General features: G+C 47.2%; 21 protein-coding genes, 1 tRNA gene and 2 pseudogenes. 12 read left to right on the top strand and 12 right to left on the bottom strand.

Annotated features, from left to right (window positions below; all coding sequences use genetic code 11):
* Nucleotides 1–47 precede the first annotated feature (47 nt).
* Nucleotides 48–743 (bottom strand): VIT1/CCC1 transporter family protein, encoded by a 696-nt coding sequence (locus ACO0LE_RS06375; protein WP_422959579.1) that lies wholly within the window; start codon nt 741–743, stop codon nt 48–50.
* A 378-nt stretch (nt 744–1121) separates the two neighbouring features.
* On the opposite strand from ACO0LE_RS06375, the gene ACO0LE_RS06370 reads away from it, so the two are divergent.
* From ACO0LE_RS06370 to ACO0LE_RS06350, 5 genes are read left to right on the top strand one after another with little or no spacing between them, the layout of a single operon-like run.
* Nucleotides 1122–2606, top strand: coding sequence for an efflux transporter outer membrane subunit (locus tag ACO0LE_RS06370; RefSeq protein ID WP_422959578.1), 1485 nt, complete (start codon nt 1122–1124; stop codon nt 2604–2606).
* Entirely contained in the window at nt 2603–3976 is a 1374-nt protein-coding gene (locus tag ACO0LE_RS06365) for an efflux RND transporter periplasmic adaptor subunit (protein ID WP_422959577.1), read from the top strand. Before ACO0LE_RS06370 ends, ACO0LE_RS06365 begins: the two co-directional genes overlap by 4 nt.
* Nucleotides 3973–4785: an ABC transporter ATP-binding protein gene (locus tag ACO0LE_RS06360; RefSeq protein ID WP_422959576.1), complete on the top strand. Its 813-nt coding sequence runs from the start codon at nt 3973–3975 to the stop codon at nt 4783–4785. The genes ACO0LE_RS06365 and ACO0LE_RS06360 overlap by 4 nt, the downstream gene beginning before the upstream one ends.
* Nucleotides 4785–5996 carry an ABC transporter permease gene (locus ACO0LE_RS06355; protein WP_422959575.1) on the top strand — a complete coding sequence of 404 codons (1212 nt, stop codon included), beginning with the start codon at nt 4785–4787 and terminating at the stop codon, nt 5994–5996. The genes ACO0LE_RS06360 and ACO0LE_RS06355 overlap by 1 nt, the downstream gene beginning before the upstream one ends.
* A gap of 15 nt (nt 5997–6011) precedes the next feature.
* Nucleotides 6012–6305 carry a hypothetical protein gene (locus tag ACO0LE_RS06350; RefSeq protein ID WP_422959574.1) on the top strand — a complete coding sequence of 98 codons (294 nt, stop codon included), beginning with the start codon at nt 6012–6014 and terminating at the stop codon, nt 6303–6305.
* A 62-nt stretch (nt 6306–6367) separates the two neighbouring features.
* On the opposite strand, the gene ACO0LE_RS06345 is transcribed toward ACO0LE_RS06350, so the two are convergent.
* Both ACO0LE_RS06345 and dnaK read right to left on the bottom strand, forming a co-directional pair.
* A complete protein-coding gene (locus ACO0LE_RS06345) occupies nt 6368–7330 on the bottom strand; it encodes a cation diffusion facilitator family transporter (protein WP_422959573.1) in 963 nt (320 codons plus the stop codon).
* Between the two features lie 27 nt (nt 7331–7357).
* Complete coding sequence (dnaK, locus tag ACO0LE_RS06340) at nt 7358–9286, bottom strand: molecular chaperone DnaK (protein ID WP_422959572.1); 1929 nt, start codon at nt 9284–9286, stop codon at nt 7358–7360.
* 716 nt (nt 9287–10002) lie between these two features.
* On the opposite strand from dnaK, the gene ACO0LE_RS06335 reads away from it, so the two are divergent.
* The 4 genes from ACO0LE_RS06335 to ACO0LE_RS06320 all read left to right on the top strand — a co-directional run bounded on the left by ACO0LE_RS06335 (nt 10003) and on the right by ACO0LE_RS06320 (nt 15040).
* Nucleotides 10003–10353: a DUF6544 family protein gene (locus tag ACO0LE_RS06335; RefSeq protein WP_422959752.1), complete on the top strand. Its 351-nt coding sequence runs from the start codon at nt 10003–10005 to the stop codon at nt 10351–10353.
* 192 nt (nt 10354–10545) lie between these two features.
* Nucleotides 10546–10986, top strand: coding sequence for a c-type cytochrome (locus tag ACO0LE_RS06330; protein ID WP_422959571.1), 441 nt, complete (start codon nt 10546–10548; stop codon nt 10984–10986).
* A gap of 140 nt (nt 10987–11126) precedes the next feature.
* Nucleotides 11127–12776 (top strand): VRR-NUC domain-containing protein, encoded by a 1650-nt coding sequence (locus ACO0LE_RS06325; RefSeq protein ID WP_422959570.1) that lies wholly within the window; start codon nt 11127–11129, stop codon nt 12774–12776.
* Nucleotides 12773–15040 (top strand): ATP-dependent DNA helicase, encoded by a 2268-nt coding sequence (locus ACO0LE_RS06320; RefSeq protein ID WP_422959569.1) that lies wholly within the window; start codon nt 12773–12775, stop codon nt 15038–15040. Before ACO0LE_RS06325 ends, ACO0LE_RS06320 begins: the two co-directional genes overlap by 4 nt.
* Nucleotides 15041–15145: 105 nt before the next feature.
* On the opposite strand, the gene ACO0LE_RS06315 is transcribed toward ACO0LE_RS06320, so the two are convergent.
* Both ACO0LE_RS06315 and ACO0LE_RS06310 read right to left on the bottom strand, forming a co-directional pair.
* Nucleotides 15146–16177, bottom strand: coding sequence for a Stealth CR1 domain-containing protein (locus tag ACO0LE_RS06315; RefSeq protein ID WP_422959568.1), 1032 nt, complete (start codon nt 16175–16177; stop codon nt 15146–15148).
* Nucleotides 16178–16651: 474 nt separating this feature from the next.
* Complete coding sequence (locus ACO0LE_RS06310; RefSeq protein WP_422959567.1) at nt 16652–16924, bottom strand: DUF6538 domain-containing protein; 273 nt, start codon at nt 16922–16924, stop codon at nt 16652–16654.
* 789 nt (nt 16925–17713) lie between these two features.
* Here ACO0LE_RS06310 and ACO0LE_RS06305 point away from each other — a divergent pair.
* A pseudogene (locus tag ACO0LE_RS06305) lies at nt 17714–18388 on the top strand (cupin domain-containing protein); the annotation flags it as partial.
* 94 nt (nt 18389–18482) lie between these two features.
* Here the strand turns inward: ACO0LE_RS06305 and ACO0LE_RS06300 are convergent.
* Nucleotides 18483–19139, bottom strand: coding sequence for a PEP-CTERM sorting domain-containing protein (locus ACO0LE_RS06300; protein ID WP_422959566.1), 657 nt, complete (start codon nt 19137–19139; stop codon nt 18483–18485).
* Nucleotides 19140–19379: 240 nt separating this feature from the next.
* Between ACO0LE_RS06300 and ACO0LE_RS06295 the strand changes: the two genes are divergently transcribed.
* Nucleotides 19380–20612, top strand: a complete 1233-nt coding sequence (locus tag ACO0LE_RS06295; RefSeq protein WP_422959565.1) for a cyanophycinase — start codon at nt 19380–19382, stop codon at nt 20610–20612.
* Nucleotides 20613–20738: 126 nt separating this feature from the next.
* Here the strand turns inward: ACO0LE_RS06295 and ACO0LE_RS06290 are convergent, their stop codons facing one another.
* From ACO0LE_RS06290 to ACO0LE_RS06270, 5 genes and pseudogenes are all read right to left on the bottom strand, one after another.
* Nucleotides 20739–21017: a DUF6538 domain-containing protein gene (locus tag ACO0LE_RS06290; protein WP_422959564.1), complete on the bottom strand. Its 279-nt coding sequence runs from the start codon at nt 21015–21017 to the stop codon at nt 20739–20741.
* A 93-nt stretch (nt 21018–21110) separates the two neighbouring features.
* A tRNA-Leu gene (locus ACO0LE_RS06285) sits at nt 21111–21197 on the bottom strand.
* 292 nt (nt 21198–21489) lie between these two features.
* A pseudogene (locus tag ACO0LE_RS06280) lies at nt 21490–21810 on the bottom strand (EAL domain-containing protein).
* 931 nt (nt 21811–22741) lie between these two features.
* Complete coding sequence (locus ACO0LE_RS06275; RefSeq protein WP_422959563.1) at nt 22742–24457, bottom strand: ArnT family glycosyltransferase; 1716 nt, start codon at nt 24455–24457, stop codon at nt 22742–22744.
* A gap of 307 nt (nt 24458–24764) precedes the next feature.
* A complete protein-coding gene (locus ACO0LE_RS06270) occupies nt 24765–25031 on the bottom strand; it encodes a type B 50S ribosomal protein L31 (protein ID WP_262835590.1) in 267 nt (88 codons plus the stop codon).
* 215 nt (nt 25032–25246) lie between these two features.
* On the opposite strand from ACO0LE_RS06270, the gene ACO0LE_RS06265 reads away from it, so the two are divergent.
* Nucleotides 25247–25855: a trimeric intracellular cation channel family protein gene (locus tag ACO0LE_RS06265; protein WP_422959751.1), complete on the top strand. Its 609-nt coding sequence runs from the start codon at nt 25247–25249 to the stop codon at nt 25853–25855.
* 30 nt (nt 25856–25885) lie between these two features.
* On the opposite strand, the gene ACO0LE_RS06260 is transcribed toward ACO0LE_RS06265, so the two are convergent.
* Nucleotides 25886–26521, bottom strand: a complete 636-nt coding sequence (locus ACO0LE_RS06260) for a TetR family transcriptional regulator (protein ID WP_422959562.1) — start codon at nt 26519–26521, stop codon at nt 25886–25888.
* Nucleotides 26522–26613 lie beyond the last annotated feature (92 nt).

Here is a 26613-nt window from a genome sequence, read left to right as displayed (position 1 = left end):
GGTGACGTTGTCTTTCTAAGTGCACATAGCGTGAAATTTGCCGCTGGTCAGACGGTAGTGCCAATGAAGCTGCCTATTCCCGCAGTAACGCCCATAGCAAGGGCACTCCAAAAGCTGACCCGTAACACACCGTTGAAAATAGATGCACCACCGACGTAGGCGGCTAATCCGCCAAGAATTGCGAGAAATAATAATGAGGCTGAGCTAATCGCGATAATTAAGTAGCCTGGTGCGGTCAGCAAAATAACGATTAGTGGAAGCAACGCGCCTAAGGCAAAACTTGCTGCCGATGCCATTGCTGCATAAAGTGGTTTTGCACTCAGCGTATCGGTAATACCCAATTCGTCTCTCGTATGTGCCCCTAACGCATCATGAGCCATCAGCTGAGCTGCAACCTGAGCCGCTAATGACGGATCGAGACCCCTAGCCATATAAATATTGGCAAGTTCACTTTGTTCGTCGCTGGGATTGTCACGTAGTTCAACTTTTTCTTTTTCTAAAGCCGCTTGTTCAGTATCTGCCTGAGACTGCACAGATACATACTCACCTGTTGCCATTGACATAGCGCCAGCCACCAGACTGGCAATGCCTGTAATTAACATGGTGTGATGAGTGGAATGTGCTGCCGCAACGCCCAGTAATAAACTGGATGTCGATACGATCCCGTCATTGGCACCAAGCACTGCCGCTCTCAACCAATTGACGTTCTCAAGTTTGTGCCGCTCTAAGTGTTGACGACGCATTAACGATTCCTCAAAAAAAAAACAAGTTATTTTTTATCTAAGAATAATTTGTTACTTCAAAATTCACTGTGCGATAGCGCACTGAACAGAGCAGATTCTCTCAATTTTCCAGTATTCATCTCAAACCGATAACGTTTGCTACCGAACAGACTTTTTATAGCGTTGACGCGTATCGTTCACGTCAGCAAAGTGATTTTCGTTGGAATCATTTCTTGGAAAATTATCTGTTTTTCACTGCTAATCCGGTTGTGCATCGTTGGATGATTTGACAGGTTGACTTATTTTTCAGGATTTTCTCTTTTGGGCTATATGAACGTTATCACCATACAATCGTCCTTGAGATTTTTAGAAAATATACGTGTTCATGCCATTTTCAGCATGATCGTATTTCTCAGCGGGTGTGCACCTATGGTCGTGACCAGGACTGGCAATGATGCGTCGCTTATTCCTGCGCAGTGGTCTGTACAAGCACCGAACGGCGCAAATACTGCATTGATCCCAGTATCAACAAACATGAGTCCATATGGCGGTGGCTTATTGAAATGGTGGCAGCGATTCAACGATCCAATATTAAGCAGCCTAGTAGAGCAATCAATGAAGTCAAACCTGACCATCATCGGGGCACAGGCAAGTTTGAGACAAGCACGCGCACTCAGAGATCAAGCGGAGGCCGGACTGCTGCCATTGGTATCAAGCTCCGCGTCAGCGCAACACAATACATTGGGCCGGCATACGAGCACAAATACGTATTCGGCTGGATTTGATGCCAGCTGGGAGCTTGATGTCTTTGGCGGCAATCGGCAGGCACTCAACGCAAGTGAGGCCGTCGTCGCTGCAAGCATTGCAAACTTAGGCGATATACAGATATCTATCACAGCAGAAGTGGCAATCGATTACATTGTTTTACGAAGCACGCAGGCCAGACTACTGATCGCCCGAGAAAATCTAAAGAGTCAGGAGACAACGCAACAGCTCACACAATGGCGTTTGCAGGCTGGCTTGGTCACTGAGCTTGAAGTGGATCAGGCGATCGCTGCAGTGGAACAGACTCGTGCGCAATTACCTGTTTTACAAACCAGTTTGGATCAAACGCGACATGCGATTTCTGTCTTGTCCGGCCAGGCGCCTGCTGCGTTATCGGTATTGTTGAATACAACGGTAATTGTGCCGCAAGCAGGGAACGATCTTATCTTGGATGTTCCGGCTGAAACATTGCGTCAGCGCCCTGACGTGCGTGCTGCTGAATACCAGATAAGTGCTGCCATGTCGCGTGTTGCGCAAGCCGATGCCGCCCGTTTTCCGAATTTTAGGATCGGTGGTTCACTTGGCTTGAACGCAGCGAGGTTAAGTGCACTGGGTGACAGCAGCTCCATAATCTCCTCTTTATTGGCTGGAGTTACCCTGCCAATCTTTAACGGTGGCGCACTCCGTGCGCAAGTTCGGATTGAGCAAGCCTTGTTTGACCAATCCACCGCGACCTACAGAGCGACGGTGTTAGCAGCACTCGCCGGAGTTGAGGATGTCTTGGTTGCCTTGCGTGACGACCGTGACCGGCTGATATCGCTACGGCGTGCGGCGGACGCCGCAGCGAACGCGGCTGGACTGGCGCGTCAGCGCTTTAGTAGCGGCCTGATTGATTTCCAGGTGGTAATGGATACTCAACGAACCCAACTGCTTACTCAGGATGCTGTTGCCATTGCGTACGCCAATATCAGCACGGATCAGGTTCGTCTCTATAAAGCACTTGGTGGAGGTTGGAGTTCCGCATTGTCTGGGCTACCGGGTTTAAGCAGTGCCAAAGAGGCCGCTGAAAATGATCAACAAATGCCGATTGACGTTAACCTACCATTACATCACTTATGAGCCTCACAACGCCACCAGAGCCACCAGTTATTGCGCCCGCAGGGTCACTAGGTACTCAAGGAACTCCAAAGGGCAAAGATATCAGTTTGCTTCTAAATGAGCCATTGGTACGCCCCTGGTATCGTCGACCAGTTGTTTGGATTTTGTTTGTGTCGGTGGTATTAGTCGCTATAGGGATCTGGTATTGGCAGGCAAAAAAAGCAGCGAATGCATTGCCAGCCTATACAACTCAGGCTGTTGCCCGTGGCAATTTGACGCTTACTGTCACCGCAAACGGAACAATACAACCGACACGCTCGATCAATATTGGCAGTGAGCTGTCCGGCTCAGTACTTAAAGTGAATGTCGATGTCAACGACCGCATAAAAAAAGGACAGGTGTTGGTCGAACTCGATCCGGCCAAACTCCGCGATCAAATATTGCGATCAGAGGCCACACTCATGTCGGCGAACGCAAAGGTCGCACAAACAGGTGCGACCGTGAAAGAGGCGAAGACAACCATGGCCAGGCTTCTGGAGGTTTCTCGATTGTCTGGCGGTAAAGTTCCGGCTAAAACTGAGCTGGATACTGGGCAAGCGACAGTTGACAGAGCCGTGGCCGATGATATTAGTGCCCGCGCGGGCGTTGATGATGCAAAGGCTGCGTTATCTACTGATCAGATCAATTTGTCAAAGTTATCAATCCGGGCTCCCGCTGATGGCGTTGTATTGACTCGCAACGTTGACCCCGGGAATGCCGTTGCAGCGTCCTTGCAGGCAGTGACTTTGTTCATCGTGGCAGAGGATTTAGCAAAGTTGAGACTATGGGTTTATGTAGATGAAGCGGATGTAGGGGCGGTGAAGATGGGACAGGATGCAACATTCACAGTAAGTGCTTATCCTGCCAGAAAATTCCCTGCTCGAATCACTCGTGTAGGTTTTGGCTCGACGATTACCGATAACGTGGTCACTTATCTGACGTATCTGGATGTCGGAAATGAGGACCTGAGTTTACGTCCCGGTATGACGGCAACGGCAACGATTACTGCAACACAGCGCACCAATGTCTTACTAGTACCTAATACGGCGCTGCGTTTTGCGCCGATTGTTGCAATAGCTGGCACGCCATCAGGTAAGGGAGTGGCAACTAGTCTTATCCCTCGTATGCCAAGTACTAATACCCGTAAGTCTGCTGCACAGAACGCGAGCACGGCAACTGCAAAACAAGTCTGGGTCCAATCGAAAGATAGTAAAGGCGTCGCTACCGGCCCCGCAGCGGCAGTGGCCGTCATACCTGGTATTAGTGATGGTCATATGACCGAGATTATTGGTGGAGATCTGCAAGCGGGGATGCTGGTAGTGACAGGCCAGAAGTCGGTGATCTCGAAATGACAGAATCTCAGAATCCGGTCCTCGCCCTCCCGACACATCTTCAAAACACCGATGCGGGTAGTGAGCAGCATGGGGATCCAATTATCCGCTTGCGAGGTGTGACTAAAGTCTATGGCAGCGGACAGTCGCGGTTAATTGCTCTTAAGGGAATTGACCTCGATATCAAACAAGGAGAATTTGTCGCGATCATGGGCCCAAGCGGTTCTGGTAAATCGACTGCAATGAATATACTTGGTTGTCTCGATACGCCGACCGCTGGCCAGTACTTGTTTCAAGGTGCGCACGTGGAGGCGCTGTCACGTGATCAGAGGGCGCGTTTACGTCGTCAGTATTTGGGCTTTGTATTCCAGGGATTCAATTTGCTTGCTCGTACTTCCGCGCAGGAGAATGTTGAGCTACCTCTTCTCTATCGTGGCGATAGTCCTAGTGTGCGACGTGATGCCGCATCGAAGGCATTGCAATCAGTTGGCTTAGGCGGCTGGGAGCAGCATACACCTTCAGAATTATCGGGCGGCCAACAGCAGCGCGTTGCGATCGCCCGTGCTATTGTCACCGCGCCAGCGGTAGTGCTCGCCGATGAGCCAACGGGCAATCTAGATACTCAACGTAGCCACGAGATTATGGGACTGCTTCTTGCATTAAACCGTGATCATGGCATTACGGTTTTGATGGTAACCCATGAACCGGATATGGCTGCTTATGCACGTCGCATGGTTCACTTCATTGATGGTGGTATCTCCAAAGATGTCATCAACCCAAACCCGGTTACTGCGGCACCGTCTGACCTCAGCATCGAAGAAAGTACCTGATGCTATTCAGTGTATTCATGCTTGCATTGCATTCTGTTCAGCGCAATATGCTGCGATCATTCTTAACCATATTGGGTATCGTGATTGGAGTAAGTGCAGTGATCACGATGGTGACTCTTGGTAACGGTGCGACCCAGGCAATAAAAACACAAATTTCTAGTCTTGGAACCAACCTGCTGATGGTCCGTCCAGGTCAGCGCGGCTTTGGCGGCGGCGGTGGTGGCGTTCCTCAGTTCACTGAAGCAGATGCCGCTGCCATTGCTGCGCAAATAGGTGGCGTGGCTGCCGTCGCTCCTCAGGGAAATGCGAACGTCACCGTTGTCGCAAATGGCCGAAACTGGGCAAGCGGAGTGACCGGTAGTACGAATGAGTGGTTCAACACAGGCAATTGGCGGTTAGCTAGTGGCCGACTTTTTGGTACAGATGAACAGACCGCTGGAGCAGCTGTTTGTATTATTGGTGAGACGGTCAGGCGCGAGCTATATGGTGGAACGGTCGGCCAAAGCGGCTTGGGAGAACAACTACGGATAAAGCAGTTTTCTTGTGACGTAGTCGGTATTCTGATAGCGAAGGGGCAGGGTGGTATGGGTGATCAGGATGACGTTGTCGTCGTGCCCCTTCATACCCTGCAACGGCGCGTTACCGGGAGTCGTAAGGTGAGCACGTTATTGGTATCAATGGAGGATGGCGCAGACAGTGTGCCACTTAAGGCAAGTCTGAGACAGTTACTACGTGAGCGTCGCAAACTTGCTGAAAATGACGATGATAATTTTAATATTTTTGATACCCAACAATTAGCTGAAACACTGTCGAGCACAACACAGGTGTTAACAACGCTATTAGGCGCGGTAGCGGCTGTGAGTTTATTAGTTGGTGGTATTGGGATCATGAATATCATGCTGGTCAGTGTCACAGAGCGTACGAGGGAAATTGGTTTGCGTCTAGCTGTAGGAGCTCTTGAGAGTGAAGTATTGCTGCAATTCCTGATTGAGGCGGTAGTGCTATCCGCACTCGGAGGTCTGATTGGTATTGTGATTGCGACTGCAGCATCGTATGGGCTCTCCAGTGTAATGGCTGTTCCCTATCGTTTTGATCCATTCATCAACCTTCTTTCGCTCGTTTTTTCCGCTGCCATCGGTATGGTTTTCGGGTACTTTCCTGCGATACGAGCAGCCCAAATGGATCCAATTGAGGCTCTACGTCATGAATAAGAGATTCAAAAAATCATGTTGTCCCACCAAGAAAGTAGGTGTTTTGTGAATATAAAGGCTGACGAAAAAAATCTTCAATTAAAGAATGGGTATGAAGTTTCCCAATCTGGCAGGTCGATTACAAGTGCAAGTGCAAATGCGGACGGAAAAAATAAGGGCGCTACAGAAAAGGTCATCAAGAAAAAAGTAGTGATTAAAAAAAGTACGACACGCTCTCCAATTGATCTCGCATTGGACGAATCATTAACGGAGACTTTTCCTGCCAGTGACCCCATCGCTATTGATGCCGAATATTATGAAAAAGAATGATGACTTTCTGAGGTACTCCTTTAGTTTATTAGTTTTATAGAAAGCTAAACTCACGACAGTTTTTATTTGTCCGCTTTGCCGTAGCGCAGTGCAATCGTCTCCCTGTAAGCGGCTTGGCTTTGTGGTTTGATAAAAAGAATAACCACTGATGGAAAAGTTAATTTCACTAGTCGCTCTAACTCCGTAACTTTCGTCTCGATCTCAGGCGTGTGTAAATGGTCTGCAAATTCCATACTAAGCGCGACCAAAATTTGATTAGGTGCCAGATGAATGGCAAGCGCACCGTTTGCATGGGATATGCCATCGATTGTCCCAGCCGCGTGGAGGATCGCGTCGATGATTTCTTGATCCGCTCTTTCTCCTATTAGGAGACTTTTTGTCTCACGTGCGAGTAATAGGGCCGTTGCCGCCAACACCAGACCTAGCATTATGGAGGCGACCCCATCAAGCACCGGAAGGTCTAATTCAACTGAGAGATAAATGGCGATAAACGCGATGAGAAGCCCAATCAAGGCGGCGCTGTCTTCAAACAAGACAATGAAAGATGGAGGGTCCTTGCTGCGGTGAATTTCGCTAAAGATATTTTGGTACGGCGTCGTACCTTTGAAGGTCTTTAAGGTAATCCACCAGGAACTACCGTCGATCACCGCAGATATTCCCAACACAATATAGTTGGCCGACGCATTTTCAATCGGTGTTGGATTGCTCACGTGACTGATACCCTCGTATAAAGCTATGCCTGCGCCGAGAGCAAAAACTAGTAGTGCGACAGCAAAGCTCCAGAAGTAGACTTCTCTACCGTAACCCAACGGATGGTCTTGATCTGGGCGAGCTGCTGACTGATGCATCCCATATAGCAATAGAAACTCGTTTCCCATATCAGCGAGGGAGTGAATCCCCTCGCTAAACATGGCAGAGCTACCGGTCCAGGCCGCAGCGCCAAACTTTGTCGCTGCAACTAATAAATTAGCACCAAGTGCAATATAGATTATCGCTTTAGAAGAGTAGGGGGCGGACCGGTGCAAAGTAGGTTTTCTTGTGAATAGGTATTTTTACTTTGCTTCTTTGACTTCCTCAAACTCAGCATCGACGAATTGCTCTGTGTTCTGTTTATCCTTCGCTTCTTTGCTGTCATTGGCAGAGGATGGCTGCTGTTGATTGGTTTCGGCATTTACCTTAGCGCTGATTTTTTGAATTGCATCAGATAAAACATCGCGTCTGCTGTCAATATCAAGCTTGTCGTTATTACTAATTGATGTCTCTAGTTCTTTAATTAAAGAATCAATTTTTTCTTTTTCTTTGGAGTCCACTTTACTTCCGTATTCCATCATCGTTCTGTTGGTGGTGTGGATGAGACCATCAGCATGGTTGCGAGACTCTGCCAGGTCTTTTAGTTTCATATCTTCCACAGCATTCAATTCCGCATCTTTGACCATTTTTTGAATTTCCGCCTCCGTTAATCCAGAGTTGGCTTTGATGGTGATTTTGTTTTCTTTTCCGGTTGCCTTGTCCTTCGCGCCCACATGCAGAATGCCATTTGCGTCGATATCAAATGTGACCTCAATCTGTGGTATCCCCCGATTGGATGGCGGAATTCCTTCAAGATTGAATTCGCCCAGTGCTTTATTGCCAGCGGCAATTTCACGCTCGCCTTGAAATACCTTTACGGTAACAGCTGCCTGGTTGTCATCGGCAGTAGAAAATATCTGACTGAATTTTGTCGGAATTGTTGTATTTTTAGGGATCATCTTGGACATTACTCCACCCATCGTTTCTATGCCCAGTGAAAGCGGCGTGACGTCGAGCAGTAGCAAATCTTTTTGGTCTCCAGATAATACGGCTCCTTGTATTGCCGCACCCACCGCTACTGCCTCGTCCGGATTGACATCCTTACGAGCCTCTTTGCCAAAAAATTCTTTTACCTTTTCCTGAACTTTTGGCATTCGGGTCATGCCACCAACTAAAATGATATCGTCTATATCGCCGACGCTGATACCCGCGTCTTTTACAGCGATACGACAGGGCTCAATCGTTGCATTGATCAATTCTTCTACCAAAGACTCTAGCTTTGCCCTGCTTATTTTTTGGTTTAAGTGGATAGGGGCGCCATTCGCCATGGCGATATAGGGCTCGTTAATTTCTGTTTGTTGGGTAGATGACAATTCAATTTTGGCGCGTTCTGCGGATGCTTTAATTCGCTGTAATGCGATTGGATCTTTTTTTAGATCAATGCCACTGAGTTTTTTGAAGTCATCAATGATGTAGTCAATAATCCTTTGATCAAAATCCTCACCACCAAGAAAGGTATCGCCGTTTGTCGACAACACTTCAAACTGACGCTCACCCTCGACCTCGGCGATTTCAATAATTGACACGTCAAATGTGCCCCCACCTAAGTCATACACCGCTATTTTTCTATCACCACTTTCTTTTTTATCCATACCAAAGGCAAGCGCTGCGGCCGTGGGTTCGTTGATAATCCGCTTGACGTTTAGGCCAGCGATACGACCCGCATCTTTGGTTGCCTGACGTTGGGCGTCATTAAAATAAGCTGGTACGGTGATGACTGCTTCAGTAACTTCTTCTCCCAGATAGTCTTCTGCAGTCTTCTTCATTTTGCGGAGAACTTCTGCAGAAATTTGAGGCGGAGCCAACTTTTTATCTCGAACCGAGATCCATGCATCGCCGTTCTCTGCTTTCATAATTTTGAATGGCATTAGGGCTATGTCTTTCTGAACCTCTTTTTCCTCGAATTTTCGACCAATAAGACGTTTCACTGCAAATAAGGTGTTCTGTGGATTCGTCACCGCCTGCCTTTTTGCAGGAGCACCGACCAAAATTTCACCATCCTCTTGATAGGCAATGATCGATGGCGTTGTGCGGACACCCTCAGCATTTTCAATGACTTTCGGTTGCCCATTTTCAATAATGGCGACACATGAATTGGTTGTGCCAAGATCGATTCCGATAATTTTACTCATGATGATTTCCCAGGTTGGTCGCGTTCAACTGCGCTATATGAATGAATTGGCAGGTCAGTGGTAATTAGAAAATTAAGCGTGAACGAGAAAGGTTGGTCGGTCTGTGCGTTACCAATCATAGGGAAAAAATTAGGTTTATTTTGTATGAATCGGATGTGTAACATATTTAATCAGCCACCTTGACCATATTGATACTTAGAATGAATTGTTGTGGGTTGTTGGAGAATTGGTTTTCATGACGTGAAATATGGGGCAGCCAAAACAGATAAATATTTTTTTGGACATTGCAGCCGAACCAATGATGGCTATTGCATTAGCGCTTGCACAATTGAAATAGCGGATATGAAATATTGATGCTACGTAACAAGATGGAATCTGTTTAAGTGACTTTCGCCAGGCAATTCTAGGATCCTCGCAAGATCAAAGACCTATCTCTGCCCGTTAGGCGCTATTTTTAAAATACATTGCAAGAGGGACAGTCCATGATTTCCAACGTTCGCTTTAAACAGCTTGTGGAGTCTCGACAGTATGAAAAGTGCGCTTCTTAGCAGCTGTTCCGTGCGACACAGGGTGTGACAACGAATCCACGGAATTCGGCTGGGATGAACGTATCAGGATGACTCTCTGTAATGTAGTTTGGGTGCAGAGTGCTCATGTCTTTGGTGGAGGTTCCTTGCGTGCAGTGATATTAGGAGGCATCGTCTCGATGCAAACTAATACGTTACCTTACCCAGGCGGCATGGTGTTCAGCCTTGTTACTTCCAATTCAAGGTATAAGGTGGAATGGCATTAACGATAATTCTGCAAGAGTAACCATCAGCGACGGCACAAGATCGATCTCGCTGATTTTTAGTTTTGGTGTGGATGGCTTGATTACTTCAGTACGGACTGAGCCCGCCCATGAATGTCAACTTATTCTGCGTCTTGATCGCGTCGGTATCGTGGTTACGAAAAACGAGCCGTTATACGTGTCCCGATGTTTAGCTAAGTCGAATGGGAGTTGTCAGGAGAGCCGTTCCCGACTTGAATGTATGCATAGAGTATGCGACCGAGGACGTCCTAAATAAAGAACTGAGAGCCAACTCCGTGAACATTGTGGTCAGTGACATGCAAAAACGCCGGAACGTGCCGTTACAGAATAAGTCGGAGAAATAGGCGATGAAATAGAATGAGACGCCGTTGGCTTTTCTCTTATTTGTTGGTACACAGTCGATGATATCTAGGTAGCATAAGGGTCTTCTGTTCAAGGAAAGTGACGTATGAAGACAAGTGAAAAAAAGTCATTTCGCGTACCGGTCGCCATAAGAAAATTTGGTCGATTCTTGGTGGTATTGTCTATTACGTGTCAGATGCAATTGTCCCACGCGGCGGACTCAGTTTCTTCTGGAAAAGCGCTTTATGTGAGTTTGGCATGCGCATCTTGCCACGCGGTTGGTCCAGGCGCGAGAGCTGGATTTGGACCGCAGCTAAATGGCGTTTTCGGAAGGGTAGCAGGCAGTACGATTGATTACAAAGAGCGATATTCGGTTGCAATGAAACAATCTGGTATCGTCTGGTCCGAACAGACTTTAACGAAATTCATTAACTCACCTAGCGATTTGGTTCCCGGTACAAAAATGAGATTTTGGGGTCTCAGCGATAAAAAGAAAGTCGCCGATTTACTGGCTTATTTGCGTAGCTTTCCGGTAGACCCCAAATAAAGTTATTCTGCACATCTAGGACACGCCAACAAGAAGTGGAGATAGGTAGTACGCTTCTGATGTTACTAGAGCCTTGATCTGTGTCGCCTTGACTGGTGGCTAGGGGAGTAAGCGAACTGTTAAACATAAAACCCGTCACAATGAAGCAAACGCTGCCGAACCCACTGTACTACCTGAGTAACTTCCAAACAGTGCTAGATTGGGTCAGCGAGCGATACGATGACATACTGATTCCAGAAGAGCGTTGTTTCATTGCCGACTTTGGTAACTTGCCGCAAGCCTCCCAAGCCTTGTACGTCCGCATGGTCATGCGTAAAGGCGACTATTTCCGTCAAAGCAAACTCAGCTATCCTGAGATAGGTGACATACATCAAGCCATGTTGCCCTTACTAAAAACAGGATGGATTAACCCAGATCCGATATTGACGTTAGACCAGCTTTTTGAGCTTCTGCAAAAGCCAGAAATCGTCGCTGCATTCTCGCTCACCGGGCCACATAAACAACTCCGCAAGGCCGAACAGTTAGACTACCTGCGTAGCATCAGCAACGAACCAAAGTTATTCTCCGCTTGGTATCCACTCTCAACCGAGTCAGTCGTACATATCAAGAATAAAGCCCTCTGTGATCGCTTGCGGCTCATCTTCTTTGGTAACTGGCATCAGGATTGGTCAGAATTCGTCTTATCTGATCTCGGTATTTATCGCTATGAGGCGATCTCATTCTCGATGGAGTCGCGAGGCTTTCAGACGCGCCGCGATGTTGAGGATTACATTGACTTACAGGTTTGCCGTGAGCTGTTTCATGCTGAGGAACCCATTGCGTTAGTGTTAGAAAGACTCGCCAAGGTTCATATTGAAAACGACTGGATTAACCGACGACGCGATAAGCTCCTGTTCCAGCTAGGACAACAAGCAGAAAAACAAAAAGACTGGGACCAGGCACTGGCGGTTTATGTGATGAGTCGTTATCCAGGAGCCAGGCTACGTATCATCCGCGTATTAGAAAAGGCCGGACAGAGCGCCGCTGCATTACAGCGTCTCAACGAGGCCTTGAACGCCCCAGAGAGCGATGCCGAACTTCAGCAGCTACAGCTTAGTGCGCCACGCCTTAACCGTAAGCTAGGGCATCAGAAACCAGTCACGCCACCTATTGCCAAGCTCGACATCATTGAGCTTAGATTGCCCTATCCAGAAGTCCCATTTTATGTAGAAGGTGTCGTCAAAAACCAGCTGACGCAAGAAAATGCGCCCGTTTACTATGTCGAAAACACGCTGATCAATTCGCTATTTGGCTTGCTGTGCTGGTCAGCTATTTTTAAGCCTATCCCTGGTGCATTCTTTCATCCTTTCCACCGTGGACCGGTTGATTTAACCAGTGCCGATTTCCATTCGCGACGACTGAACGACTTTGCGGCATGTCTCGCACAGCTGGATTCAGACGACTACCTCATCACCATACGTCACACCTATCAAGCCAAACTAGGTATCCAGTCTCCATTTGTCTTTTGGGGAGCCTTAGACGAGGACTTGCTCAATCTTGCCTTGACCTGCATTCCTGCGCAGCATCTACGTCATTGGTTTCAACGCATCCTGTCTGACATTAAGGCAAATAGAAATGGCTTTCCTGATTTGATCCAGTTTTGGCCAAACGACCGCCGCTACAACATGATTGAAGTCAAAGGCCCTGGTGATCGGCTACAAGATAATCAACAACGCCTCATCGATTATTGTGCACTACATCAGATGCCAATTTCGGTCTGCTATCTCGACTGGCTTGAGGATAGTCCGTGAAGTTAGACCGCTATACTATTGCTGTCCGTGCCTTATGTAAATTTACTGCAAAACAAGGTGATCTTGATCTCAGATTCACACCATCCCCCTCGTCACAAGAGGGGATTGAAGGACATACGCAAGTCACGTCTCGCAGATCTGCTAGCTATCAACGTGAAGTCCGGATCGAAGGGTGGTATGCAGAGTTGCATGTTAAAGGACGAGCCGACGGTTATGACCCGGACCAGCAACAGTTAGAAGAAATTAAGACCTATCGGGGTGACTTGAGTGCGATGCCTGAAAATCACAGGCAACTGCATTGGGCGCAAGCCAAAGTTTATGGTCATTTACTTTGCCAAAAGTTGGCTCTGTCAAAGCTTGATGTCGCACTGGTCTACTTCAATGTCGATTCGCAACAAGAAACAATGTTGGTCGAAACCTATACTGCACAGACGCTATCGTTCTACTTTGATGATCTTTGTGAGCAATTTCTTATCTGGGCTAAGCAGGAGCTGGCACATCGGGATCAACGTGATGGGGCCATAAAAGAGATGCGTTTCCCCCACCCACATTTCAGAGTTGGGCAACGTGAGCTGGCAGAGGCAATTTATAAAGCCAGCAACCGCGCCTGCTGCTTACTGGCACAAGCGCCGACCGGTATTGGCAAAACGATAGGCAGCTTGTTTCCCATGCTCAAAGCTAGCGCTGAACACCAGCTCGATAAAATCTTCTTCCTTGCTGCAAAAACGTCAGGCCGCCAATTAGCTTTGCATGCAATTCAGACACTGCAAGAACATCTGCCACATACGTCCTTACGAACCCTGGAACTCGTGGCTAAAAGCAATGCCTGTGAGTTCCCTGAAAATGCCTGTCATGGAGACTCCTGTCCTTTGGCAAAAGGATTTTATGACCGTCTGCCTTCAGCACGCACGGCAGCTTTACAAGTGTCGATACTGGATCAACACAACTTACGTACGATAGCGTTAGCACATCAGGTCTGTCCCTATTACCTCAGCACAGAAATGGCGAAGTGGTGCGATGTGATTGTCGGTGACTATAACTATTACTTTGATTTGAATAGAATGTTATATGGACTGACGATAAGTCATGCTTGGAAGGTTGGTGTACTCGTTGATGAGGCACACAACATGGTTGCCAGAGTGCGTTCCATGTACACCGCAACACTGAGTCATAGCTACTTGAAGATGGTGCGTAAGACTGCACCTGTTAATCTGAAAAAGTCGCTAGATCGGGTGCATCGTCAATGGCTTCAATTGGAAAACTCTCTTGGAAGTCAAGGAAGTGGCTATGCCGCTCATACCGAACTTCCAGAGAAATTCGGTAAAGTCCTGGCCACCCTTTGTTCTGAGATAGGTGAATACTTTGCCGACAATCCGACTACCATCAGTCCAGAACTACAGCAGTTGTACTTCGATGCGTTACTCTTTAATCGGCTAGGTGAGAGCTTTGGTGATCACTCCATTTTTGACGTGACAGAGCAGAATAGCGATACGTTACTTTGCATCAGAAACATCGTTCCGGCCTCGTTTCTCAAACCTCGTTTTACAGCAACCCACACCAGCACCTTATTCTCTGCCACCTTAAGCCCATGGAATTACTATGGCGACTTACTTGGTATGCCGGACAATACCGCATGGGTCGATGTGGAATCTCCCTTCAGTGCAGACCAAGTGGTGGTAAAGGTCGTTGATTCTATTTCCACTCGCTATTCAGATCGAGCGCAATCATTGATACCTATTACGGAACTGATCGCAACGCAATTCAAGGAAACGCCCGGAAATTATCTTGCCTTCTTCAGCAGCTTTGACTATATGGATCAGGTTGCACGTCTGTTTCAAGAGCGTTTTCCATCGATCACAATATGGACTCAAACAAGACGTATGGACGAGGGGGCGCGGAAACAATTTTTAGAGAACTTCACCGAGTCCAGTCAAGGAATAGGATTTGCCGTATTAGGTGGCGTTTTTGGCGAGGGAATTGATTTACCTGGAGCGCGCCTGATTGGTGCTTTCATCGCAACCTTGGGCTTACCTCAACTGAATCCGGTCAATGAACAGATCAAACAACGTATGCAACAGTTATTCGGCGCAGGATATGACTACACCTATCTTTATCCAGGCCTGCAGAAGGTTGTGCAGGCAGCGGGACGTGTTATCCGCACTACGACAGATCAAGGCGTGATTTACTTGATGGATGACCGGTTTGCACAGCCTGAGGTTCGGTCGTTAATGCCGGGGTGGTGGGACATAGCCGGTAAGCAATGACGGCAAAAAGACAAAGCCTTACCAATTAGTCCAGTTTATCAAAGTGAACCATAGAAAAATAAGGTATTGAAGATAGCTCAAATTCGTCATTATGAAGAAACAAAATCAAGAAAACCTGGCAGCATGACGTGCTCCTGATGGTGAAGTCATCGAATCACGGAACAACAATTCAAACTTCGACGGTTTGGGCAATAATTTTTTTAGAGTCAGGGCGACTCTGAGCAACCGGAAGTCGTTTTCTGACGCATCATCACAGGTATCGTTGATACAAAAAAAAGGTAGCTCGCCAAATTGAGCAAGCAGAGAGTCGAACTGTAGTTTGGCATCACTAGCGCCCGTATTTATATGTAAAGGATCTAATGCGATTTGTTGGGCGACCCCGATGTGTGCCATCCAGCGTGGAACCAGATCGGGGACGATCGCTGGCGAACGCCATGTACGGAATGTCGTAGAACGCACCTGCTCGAACAATTTTGGTGCAATTTGTTCAAGCTCAAACATCGCGCTCCTGAGCATAGGACGGGGGGAATGCGAATACACGCGGGGATCATGACGATAGCTCGGATAGCGCTGCGATAGCCAAGTCTTCGATAGTATCGACGCATTAACCAAAGCAGACTCCTTCGGTTGCAACACTTCAAAGTCTGGTATTGAATTTATCTCAGAAAAGATTCTGAGACAGTCACCAAACCACCAATCGGGATCAACGTTTGCACCGAAAAAAACATCGTCGTTGAGGTAAATGAATTTTTCCGACAGGCCGGGGATATGGTGTAGGTAAGACTCGATATGACCTGAGTCAAACACCGATCCTCGCGTATTCCGAATCAAATCTCTATGGTCAATGATAGTAATGTCGTCCGACGCGCGTAGCCAAGATGGAGTCTGATTGTCGCTAACGATATAGACGTGTCCATGGTCAGGAAAAAACTTTTCCAATGCTCTTAGGTTAAAGAGCAGTTCTCCATTGTCGCGATATCTGCCGGCCGTGTTTCCGTGCGCGGCCAACTCATCCGGATTTTCGATTATCCATTGAGCATATTCTTTCTCACGTTTTATTTGCCACATCGGATCGGTACCATCTACCCATAGATAGACAATATCAATTTTTTCCGAAACCTTACGTGCGTTGTTCATTGGGCCAGCCATCTTTCTATCAGAATTGTTTTGAGCGGTGCACGTGTTACGCGAGTTTTTGCAGAGCTTGTCAGACTAGCTGCGTCGAAACGATCATTCGTCCACACCTGAATGACTTAGTCTCGGATTTCTCCTAAGTCAAAAAACGCATAGTTCAGTATAAAATTCGAATGAAGTTGACATGTGCATCGCTTTTCCAGATTCGGAAGACGCGTTATGAACGTGATTCATTGCGATGTAATGATTTGTTAGTACTGGAGACACTGACAAATGAAGTGCGACTGATAAAGTCCAAAAGGAAAGGGGCTGCAAATAACTGCAACCCCTTGTATCTTATGTCTATTCTTACCTGATATTAACCAAGTAGTTGCAGGATAGCATTCAAATCAAGCAGGCGAAGGCTAACAGCGATTGTTGTGTTTTACAAGAATTTTCGCACCAAATTAGCTGGCTATAACTGCTTCACTAGCTTAGTTAATTTAAAATCAAAATATAAATTAAATTATTTATCAGAAACCCTCCTCTGGGCCGCACTACTCGCACAATTACATCACCAATCCCGTAAATGATGGTATCTCTCCGACAAGCAATGTCTGTTGAAGAAGCGAGCCGGATGCTGGAGGTCAGTAAGCTGCGGTAGATTACTTTGGTCTCAAAGAAGTCATGTAGGTCTTCGGGGATATTGAGACGAAAGTACAAAACACCATGTCTGGTGCGGTGTAAATTGGAAGGTAATCTGATGCCCATTTTGTGCGATATGTGACACTCATATGTGACACTAGACAAAAACAGAGCATAAAAACAAAAAAGCCCTTGAAAAATCAAGAGCTTAGTGTCTTTTGGTGCGAGAGCCGGAATCGAACAATTGCATTAAGTATTTGAATTTAAAGAATTAAATTTTCCGGTTTAGCGCCTATGGATAAACGCATGGATAATAAAAAAAACGTCTAAATTGTTGCTTAAATAATAATTTATATTGGAGTTTTCTGTTGATAAATATTATATCAAATCAATTTTATATTTCAATAATGTATAGGTTTTTGCCTATCACTACGATCCAAAGATATTAATACCTTTGCAGGAGATTTCTAAATTTCCGGATTTCTAATAATAATCTAGGCATACAAATAACCTGACAAAACGAGAGTGACCCTAAAAAATGCGGCATAGAATAGCAGTCACTCTGCATAAACGAGCGATATCAATCGCGCTTGGGTGATGAGCTTCTCGCTTCAATTGATCCGCGCTATCTAGGTTAATTATCTGACGATGTCTATGTGCTCGGCGTTATAGCCTAGCAGGTACTTGGCTCCACCTGAACGATTGATGCAATACTTTGATTTCGTCGACATGGCTGACTACTGGGTCAATTGTATTTGCGGTGGCACATGATCTATTGTTTAAGCCTAATAAGACTACAATCTCGGGAATTGACTCCACTCTGGTGAAGTAGTGAACTTATCAATTGGTTGTATTTTTTTAGAGTTCATTTACGGTTCTTCAGTTGACCAGGCACCTAATAGGTATTCAAAAGCTATGAGACTTAATTCAGATTTATCTAAACGTATTGTGGTCGACCCTTCAACGTTAGATTGGGTCGATTCGCCAATTATTGGTATTCAACGCAAATTACTAGAACGTGATGGAGAAGAAGTCGCAAGAGCGACATCGATCGTACGCTATCAACCAGGTTCTGTTTTTAAAACGCATAGACATGATTTGGGCGAAGAAATCATGGTTCTGGATGGCATATTTTGTGATGAGTCAGGAAGCTACGGCCCAGGGACTTACATTAAAAATCCCCCAGGATCATCGCATGCGCCAAGCTCTGCGACTGGATGTACATTGTTCGTTAAACTGCGCCATCTTGATCCACATGATAGCCATCGTACGATAGTCGACACGGCGAGTGAAGCATGGTTTCCAGGACTTGTACCGGGTTTGTCGGTGATGCCACTTTCCGAGTTCAGCACTCAACATACAGCCCTAGTACGCTGGGCACCTGGGACGCGTTTCAATCCGCATCGACATTATGGCGGTGAGGAAATCTATGTGTTGGCAGGTACCTTTGAGGACGAGTTTGGGAGATATCCGGTCGGTACATGGATACGTAGTCCGCATTTGAGTATGCACCGTCCTTGCAGTCTGGAAGGATGCAAAATCTTGGTCAAAACTGGCCATTTATCTGTCGCCAGTTCAACTGAGAGTGTTGGCGCGCACTCAATATTGACCAGCTGGGGGGGGCGGACGCTAACTTGGCCCATCTGCCAATTTTGTCTGACCCAACAAAATTGCGCCGGCCGCTTCAACCAAGGCCAGCGAGGCGAGCATGGTGGCCGTGACGCCGCCGGACAACACCGGCCAGCAATAGCAAACCGACCGCTATCATGGCATAGGTCGGCGGCTCAGGCACTTCAGCGATACCAAAGGTCAGCTTACCGAAATTCCAAATTCCTTCGGGCTCATCAAAGGCAAGGTCCTTATAACCATCATGAAATTCAAGGCGCAAAATGCCATCTATACCCAACTGGAACTGTTGTCCCAGATCGCTTAAATCCTGAAATCGAGCGTAGTCTGCCGTGCCCGCAAAATCATCGCCATTGCCAGGTGTAAAAGTTACGCCGTTCCCTAGCGTATCGCCAAACGTAACTTTCATCTCGGACACATAGCTTCCATCGTAGCTTGTCACATTAACGTCCCACTTGAGGCTGGTAATGAATGCGCTGGCGCCGACGTAAAAATCCAGAAGGATGTTGCTAGCCGCGCCTCTTTCGTCGTTGTCAAGAATACCCGTCACATCTACTTGTAACTCACTCTGAGCAGAAGCCTGACGGGTGATCATCCCAATCGGACTACCCGTGCTTATAATGTTTGCCTGCGCCACACCAAACTCCATTGCCATAGCGGCGACAACGATCATTAATAAGCGCCGTATATCCATTACATTCATCATCGTTTTCATTCTTCATCCTTCATCCGTCAGTAAAAAACCCGGCATGCGGGCGAACTCTGCCGCAAAACTGGGCTGCGCAGCACTTCTGCAGAGATTAGGGTAGATCAGCAAAGTAAAACAATTTCAGTGAAACCAGTTTATTATATAGTTAACAATGTTGATAGAAAATATTTCAACAAAATTATTTTACCAATTGATTGTTCGTCCAAAATTGATTATCTACCCATGGATCATTACCGGAGTTGCACAATGTCAACACGCACTTTCTTCCACTCATTCTCACGTTGTTTTCAGCAAGGCATGTTCGTACTTATCCTAGCGCCGTTTGTGTCCTCTACTTCAGCATTTGCAGACGCAACATTTGAGACCGCAAAACCGATCCCGCTGTACTCCTATTTCGCAACAGGCGACATCAATGCTGTGGTCACTGCGCCATCGTCCCTCCCTACGCCGTCATTTGTGCTGATGGGCGGCGGTCCTGACGTTGACCCGGCTTTTCGCTGGTTGATCAAGCGTGCCGGCATTGCGCCGGGCACCGGCGGACGAGTTGTCGTGATACGGGCAACTGGCACAGATGCCTATAACCCCTATATCTACTATAGCGATGACGCCTTGACGACGTCGACTACGGTCTCCGACTTGTGGGTTGGTGGCGCGTCTCTTGGTGTGACATCGGTTGAGACGCTGGTTGTTCCCAGTGTAAAAGCGGCCAACAGTCCCGCCGTCAATGCCATCCTTTCCAGGGCTAATGTTGTCTTTATTGCGGGCGGCGACCAGAGTCATTACATCCGCTTCTGGAAAGGTACAGCACTCGAACAAACCTTAAAAACGCTGATGAATAAAAATGTTCCGTTAGGTGGTACAAGCGCCGGTCTTGCTGTGCTCGGACAATTCGATTATTCGGCGCTGTATAACTCTGCCACGTCGGAACAATCGATGCTTGACCCTTACTACAAGGACATTACATTCGACCCAAATCCTTTGAGTTTGCAGGGCGGCTTTTTGGCACCACCAACACTGGCAAATCTGATTTTTGATTCTCACTTCGACAGTCGAGATCGCATGGGCCGCTTTATTACTTTCATTTCCAGGATCGTTGCACCGACGACAAAACCAAGCGGCACGCTAGGCTGTAATGGTGGGGTGCTCCCTGCGGCCTCCAGCGGCAACATAACCGCGCGCGGTATTGGTATCAGTGTCGAAACGGCCTTGCTGGTTCAGGGAAATGGCAACGGACATCCAGTCACCGCGACACGCGTGAGCAATGTGTCGACGACGACGGAAAGCGCAGTCTATTTTGTTCGCCCATCGGTAGCGCCAAGCGTATGCGCGCCAAAAACACCACTGAGCATCTTCGCAGTCGAGGTCAGAAAACTGAGTGACTCCAATACTGTTTTCAATCTTACCGATTGGAGTGGCGTCCCAGTATATAAATATCTGGACGTCACCTCCGGTCAGTTATCTCCTGTAAACTGGTATTAAAAGCTGGTTTCAACAGCAGTCTGTTGGTGCAGACTGCTGGAGGACTTTTCGCCCTGCCAGTCAATCGATGAAATCGCTATGCTGAAGGGTACAAGCCTCCCGAAGCAAAAAATTCCGATTTTTACATTAGCAATAGATTAGAAATTGAATGAAATCGTTCAGTGCATCTGTGGTTGTTTTTATTGGTTCACTCATAGATTGGCTCCGTAATTCTCTAAACAAATGCTTAAATTTGAGAGCCATCGTTTGTGCAGCGCAAGAAGCGAGCCGGATGCTGGAGGTCAGTAAGCTGCGGTAGATTACTTTGGTCTCAAAGAAGTCATGTAGGTCTTCGGGGATATTGAGACGAAAGTACAAAACACCATGTCTGGTGCGGTGTAAATTGGAAGGTAATCTGATGCCCATTTTGTGCGATATGTGACACTCATATGTGACACTAGACAAAAACAGAGCATAAAAACAAAAAAGCCCTTGAAAAATCAAGAGCTTAGTGTCTTTTGGTGCCGAGAGCCGGAATCGAACCGGCACGCTCTTTCAAGCGCGGGATTTTGAGTCCCGTGCGTCTACCTATTCCGCCATCTCGGCAACGCAAGCCAAGATTATGACAGAAGCAATTTCAGATTGCAAGGGAGAACCAGGGATCTTCTCTGTTTTCTTGTGTGTTCGGGTGTTTTACAGGCATCCAGCGTCATGTTTGTTGTTGATGTGGGCGGTGTGTAATGTGTCGCTTATTTATGCTCTTTGCGTTTTTTGAATTTATATTATTTACGTGAGTGCGGGATTTATTCTATCGCGACGCTTAATGCAGGGGCCGCGTCGCTATCACTATAGTTTGCTGGTCTATCGGATTCAATTGGGGTGGCAGGCTTTGGATGGCTCATGCTGGCAAAGCGGTTGAGCGCAGCCAGCCTTGATATAAATCGCAGCCTATATTTTCAAGCGAAATGAGTTGCAATTCGGTCTCGACGCCTTCTGCGATTACTTCCATGCCTTAGTCGTGACCTAGTGTGGAAATAGCTTTGACGATTGCCATGTCCTTTTGATTTTTAGTGTCTCCCTCTACGAAACCCCGGTCGATTTTGATGCGTCGTACCGGAAATTCTCGTAAGTAGTTGAGGGGTGCGCAACCTGTGCCAAAGTCGTCAATACTCACGCCGACGCCCAAAGCATGTAATTGTTCCGGACAGGTTTTAGCGATGTTGATGTCTTACATAATCATGGTCTCTGTGACCTCGATTTCTAAGTGTGAGGGAGGTATGCCTGCATCGGTACTAGACCTGATTGCAAAATCAACAAAGCCTGGAGTGTGACGCTATTCATCTTCACATTGGCAGAATCAAACAGATGATGAATTAACTTATCAATTGAAATAACGGTAGAAAACGCACCTTGAAACGCAGGTTTTCTTTATGTTTGTTTTGTTAGCGGCAAGCTGGTTTTGTACACCGGTATAGAAATAACGATGTTATTCCCTTTTAAAATCGGATGCTGATTATTTAGCATGAAGGACAGAGGCTGCGCACTCTCTCGCATGCGCTTACTCCCTGAGGTAAACCATTTTCCAGATTCAGACCAAGTGCATCGCGTAGCTCTTGTCTCGGCTCCATGTAAAGGGCAACCAGTGCATCCTGATGCGGAATTTATCGCTAATGGAAAAATCAGGGTAACCCTGAGTATCAACACTGGTGTCGAATTTGACCGCTTGTTCAAAGCGATTAAATTCGTCAGAACGGACTCGTTTAGAAAATAATTTGGTAACGTGCCAAGGCTGATTTTCTACTTTCGCAAAGGAGCGGAATGCAAAGCGATTGAAGTTTGGCGAGATGTAATACAGGCTGACGAGGGATTCCAGTTGCGACTCTTCATGCTCAAGTTCGTTTTGCAGGCTGGCATGGTGTTGACGGACAGTATCTTACAAACGTCTTTTAAGCTTCTCTTTTGATACCTGTAACGACCGCCAGCATAACCCTGTCGTGACAGAAGTATAGATGAGGGCAGTGAGGAGTTCTGCGGGAACTGCTTTGATCTTCAGGAAGCGCGCTGTGACTTGCGAATTCATTGAACTTAAATAAAGCGGGAGCGCCCGGTAAGCGCATTCCCTGACTACAAAAAAACTGCGTGGTTATGAATTACTTTTTTAAATATAAAGAAAAAAGCTCATCATTGTCGGCGGTGCGGTGACCGTCCCACACCCGTTCCCATTTACCTGGATAGGCATTGGCATTGACCTCGCTGGTCTGGTGCAGTCTCTGGCTTGATTGTAAAAGTAGTACATCGCATGAACGTTCATTAAAGCCAGCAAAATGCAGGTGACCAAAATACGCAAACGAGGCACGTTGTGAAGGGCCGATATTGCTATCAATGCAGCGATAAGTCTGAGGCATTTTTGTTTGCAATTCCATCGTCAGGCCAGCATAGCTGATACGGTGATTGATCAGTGGTAATGCCAGCGTGAGCAGCAACAGCCAGCAAAGAATGACGCCGCCGCTGGATAAGACAACGGCGCGCCACAGGACGGATGGCTGTCGTGAAATACGCCAATACACCAGAGCAAACCAGGCGATCGTCGCAATCAAGGCAATCAGAAAGGTAAAGGGATTAAAGTGTGCCTCATAGCCAGGTGCCCAGCGTGTGACGGCCTTCGCTGCACTGGCAGGCCAGCCGGTTTGTAAGGCAATCCAATACAGCCAGAACAGAGCGGCGACGCCAGTCAATACCATCACGGCGAACCAGTCAACGGCATTGATTGCGCTGCGCTTCATCGTCGGCAAGCCAAAAGCTGCCAAAATCGCCAGCGGTGGCAAGATGGGTAGCAAGATACCTTCTTCCGAAAATGGATTAATCAGTGCGAGCAGGATAAAGCAGGCTAAAAATGTGACAGGTAGAGAGATGTGCAGAGCTTTTTCCTGTTTGCGCCAGGCATAAATTGCCCATGCGGCAAATGGCCATGCCGGCCAGGCAAACCAGATGCCGTATTTGAGCAAATAAGTAATGCTGGCGAAGGAGGGAAGGTCGATCTGACGCGTATTCCACAGCATCCAGGCTGGATAGGGTGAGCTGTCAAAAGGATTTACCATCGCAATTGCTAGTAGCCATGATCCCGCAATAATCAGCGTTGCGGGAATTGTCAGCTTCAGCAGTAATTGGTACTGAGTTTGCTGACGATAAAAACATAATCCGATTAAACATACGCTTAAGGTCGCGGGTAACACCCAGCCACGCGTCAGAACCAGTAGTCCCAGAGTAAAACCTAGCTTGAGTGCGCTGATTTTGCTGCTGCTATCGAGTAATCTGGCGCAGCCATATAAGGCATAGGCGACCAGAGATATTTGCAGAGCTTCGGCGCTGGTTTCGTGACTGCGCACCAGCAGACCCAGACAGCCCAGATAAATCAATAAAGCACCATCAGCCAGAGTGCGCCCAAAATCTTTGGCATCAGGTTGTCCGCCAAACGCCAGTTTCAATGGCTGCGCTTCGGTACGACGACCGAGTAAATACGTGGTGTACCAGACTGACACCGATCCCAGCATAAAGAACATACCGGTTGCGAGCCGGGCGGCCATTGGGTCACCTACCAGCCAGCCAAATAATTTAATGCAAATCGCGCCCAGCCAGAAGGCTAACGGTCCTTCTTCCGGCATGGGCAAGCCGACGATGTGTGGCCATAGCCAATCATTTATTGTGCCGTGTGCCATGGTCCACATCACACCAAAACTGGCAGCGTCATCTCCTTTCCACGGGTCGCGACCTATCAATCCGGGCAAAATATAGAGCAGACATAAAGCTAAAATGCCCCAGCGTGGCAGGGCGATAGTGGCAGCGGCAGGAAGGCGTACAGGCTTCATATGTCTCTATAAGATGAGCTATGACGAAAAATAACGGAGTGTAACGTGACTTATGCTGACTTAAAGGTTTGAGGCTGACCTTCAGTGCCTGGCAAATTGCAGTCCAGATTGTAGTGCAGCGCCAGAAGAATCATTAACACTATTCTTTGCGGGTACTCGCAGATTGTTGCAAATTTGGCTTGAAGTAAAACCCGGTAGCTTGGTGCTGATCTGGCTGATCCAGATCATTTCCGGATCATTTATAAAAAAAGGCAGCTTGAGCTGCCTTTTTTGTTCAACACATTCTTTACAAACTTTAAGAAGAATCTTAGTTCGCAACAGAAGTTTTGGAACCAACAGTACCGAATTTTTTACGGAATTTATCAACACGGCCAGCGGTATCAACAATTTTGTGTTTGCCAGTGTAGAAAGGATGGGATTCTGCAGAAACCTCAATCTTTACCAGTGGGTATTCTTTGCCTTCAAATTCCATTTTGTCACGTGTCTGGATAGTAGAACGTGTAACGAATTTGAAATCATTAGAAACATCGTGGAACAAAACTTCACGATAATTTGGGTGGATGCCGTCTTTCATGCTTGCCTCAAAAAGTTTTGGTAGCCAATCATCACTTCGTCGGTCGCCTTGCTTCTTGACCCGATTGTCGATCACTTGCCGGAATTAAAAATATACTCTTGGCAGAATTGCCAGCCAGTGATTATACAATAAAATCATGGGTTTGCACTATTCTGCATAAAGACAAAAGCCTGAGAACGATAGGAGATACGGTGGCGGCATCCATACATTTAGGCATGAGCACCCTGATTCATGCAGTCGAAGTGGCAGGTATTATTGCTTTTGCCAGTTCGGGTTTTATCGAAGCCCGGCGCAAGAAGATGGATCTGGTCGGCGTATTTACGGTCGCCTTTATTACTGCGTTTGGCGGTGGCACTTTGCGCGATCTTTTACTGGACAGACGGCCGTTATTTTGGGTTGAGCACCAGGAATATCCTTTGATGATCTTTGTTCTTGCGTTGATTACGACACCGTTTCTCCGTCATTTACGTCATGTCGTGACGGAAAAAATGATTTTGTACGCGGATGCGCTGGGTCTGGGTTTATTTAGTGTGGTCGGCGCGTCTCTGGCGCAAGAGGCGCAAATGCCGATTTTCGTCTGCGTCATGATGGGGGTGATTACCGGCATCTTTGGCGGTGTATTGCGTGACATGATTTGTAATGAAATCCCCATGGTGTTCCGGCGCGGTCAGCTTTATGCGACCTGTTCATTTGCCGGGTGCTGGGCTTATCTCGTGTTGAACTTGCTGGGTGCGTCCGAGAGCGTGGCGGTATTTTCGGGAATTCTTCTGACGTCGGCAATGCGACTGCTGGCAGTTCGTTTTGACTGGAAACTACCAGGTTAGTCTAATCCAACAGGGGGGCGGCTAATTCGCTCAGGTGCTTACTTTGAGCGGAGGGCGTGCAACCAGTCCTGCCATGAACATATCAATCATCGCCTCTGAGTGTTGTATCAGGCAGTAGGCTGACGTGTCTTCCAGCCATTCATGAACGATGCCCATCGCATAAGCATGTATGGCTTGCATGACGATCCAGGTATCGGTATTTGGCGGAAGATTGCCCTGTTCAACAGCCTGCGTCACGATGGCCTGAACTTTGTGAAGGCACTCAACACGCTTTTCGTCCTCCGCGTCGAAAAAAACCAGATCGCTGTTTTTTTCGCAACGATGAAAAATAATATCGAACACTTTGCGCTGGCGCTCGTCACCTGTGACTTGTCTTAAAAAGTGCAGATATAGCTGCTTGATACTTGCCAGCGGATCTTTGCTTGGTGTGGAGACAATTTCATTGAGCAAGGCTTCCATCGGCAAGAAGGCGCGATCGCACATGGCTTGAAAGAGCGCGCCTTTATCCTTGAAGTGCCAATAAATCGCGCCGCGCGTCATACCTGCTGCGTTGGCCACATCATTTAATGTCGTACTGGTCACGCCTTTTTCGGCAAATACTTTTTCAGCTGCATCCAGCAGCGCGCTATAGGTTTCCTGAGCTTCTTCTTTAGTTTTTCTGACCACAATATCTCTCCTGACGACGCAGATTCAGGTGGTCTTGCACCTGTTCTTGTATTTTTTGTTATCTTGTGATGCCAAGAATATTTTTTGTTTCA

The organism is Undibacterium sp. Xuan67W, assembly GCF_049340165.1.
Classification (GTDB): domain Bacteria; phylum Pseudomonadota; class Gammaproteobacteria; order Burkholderiales; family Burkholderiaceae_D; genus Undibacterium.
The sequence above is the reverse complement of the archived record's forward strand: the minus strand, read 5'-3'. Positions and strand labels throughout refer to the sequence as shown.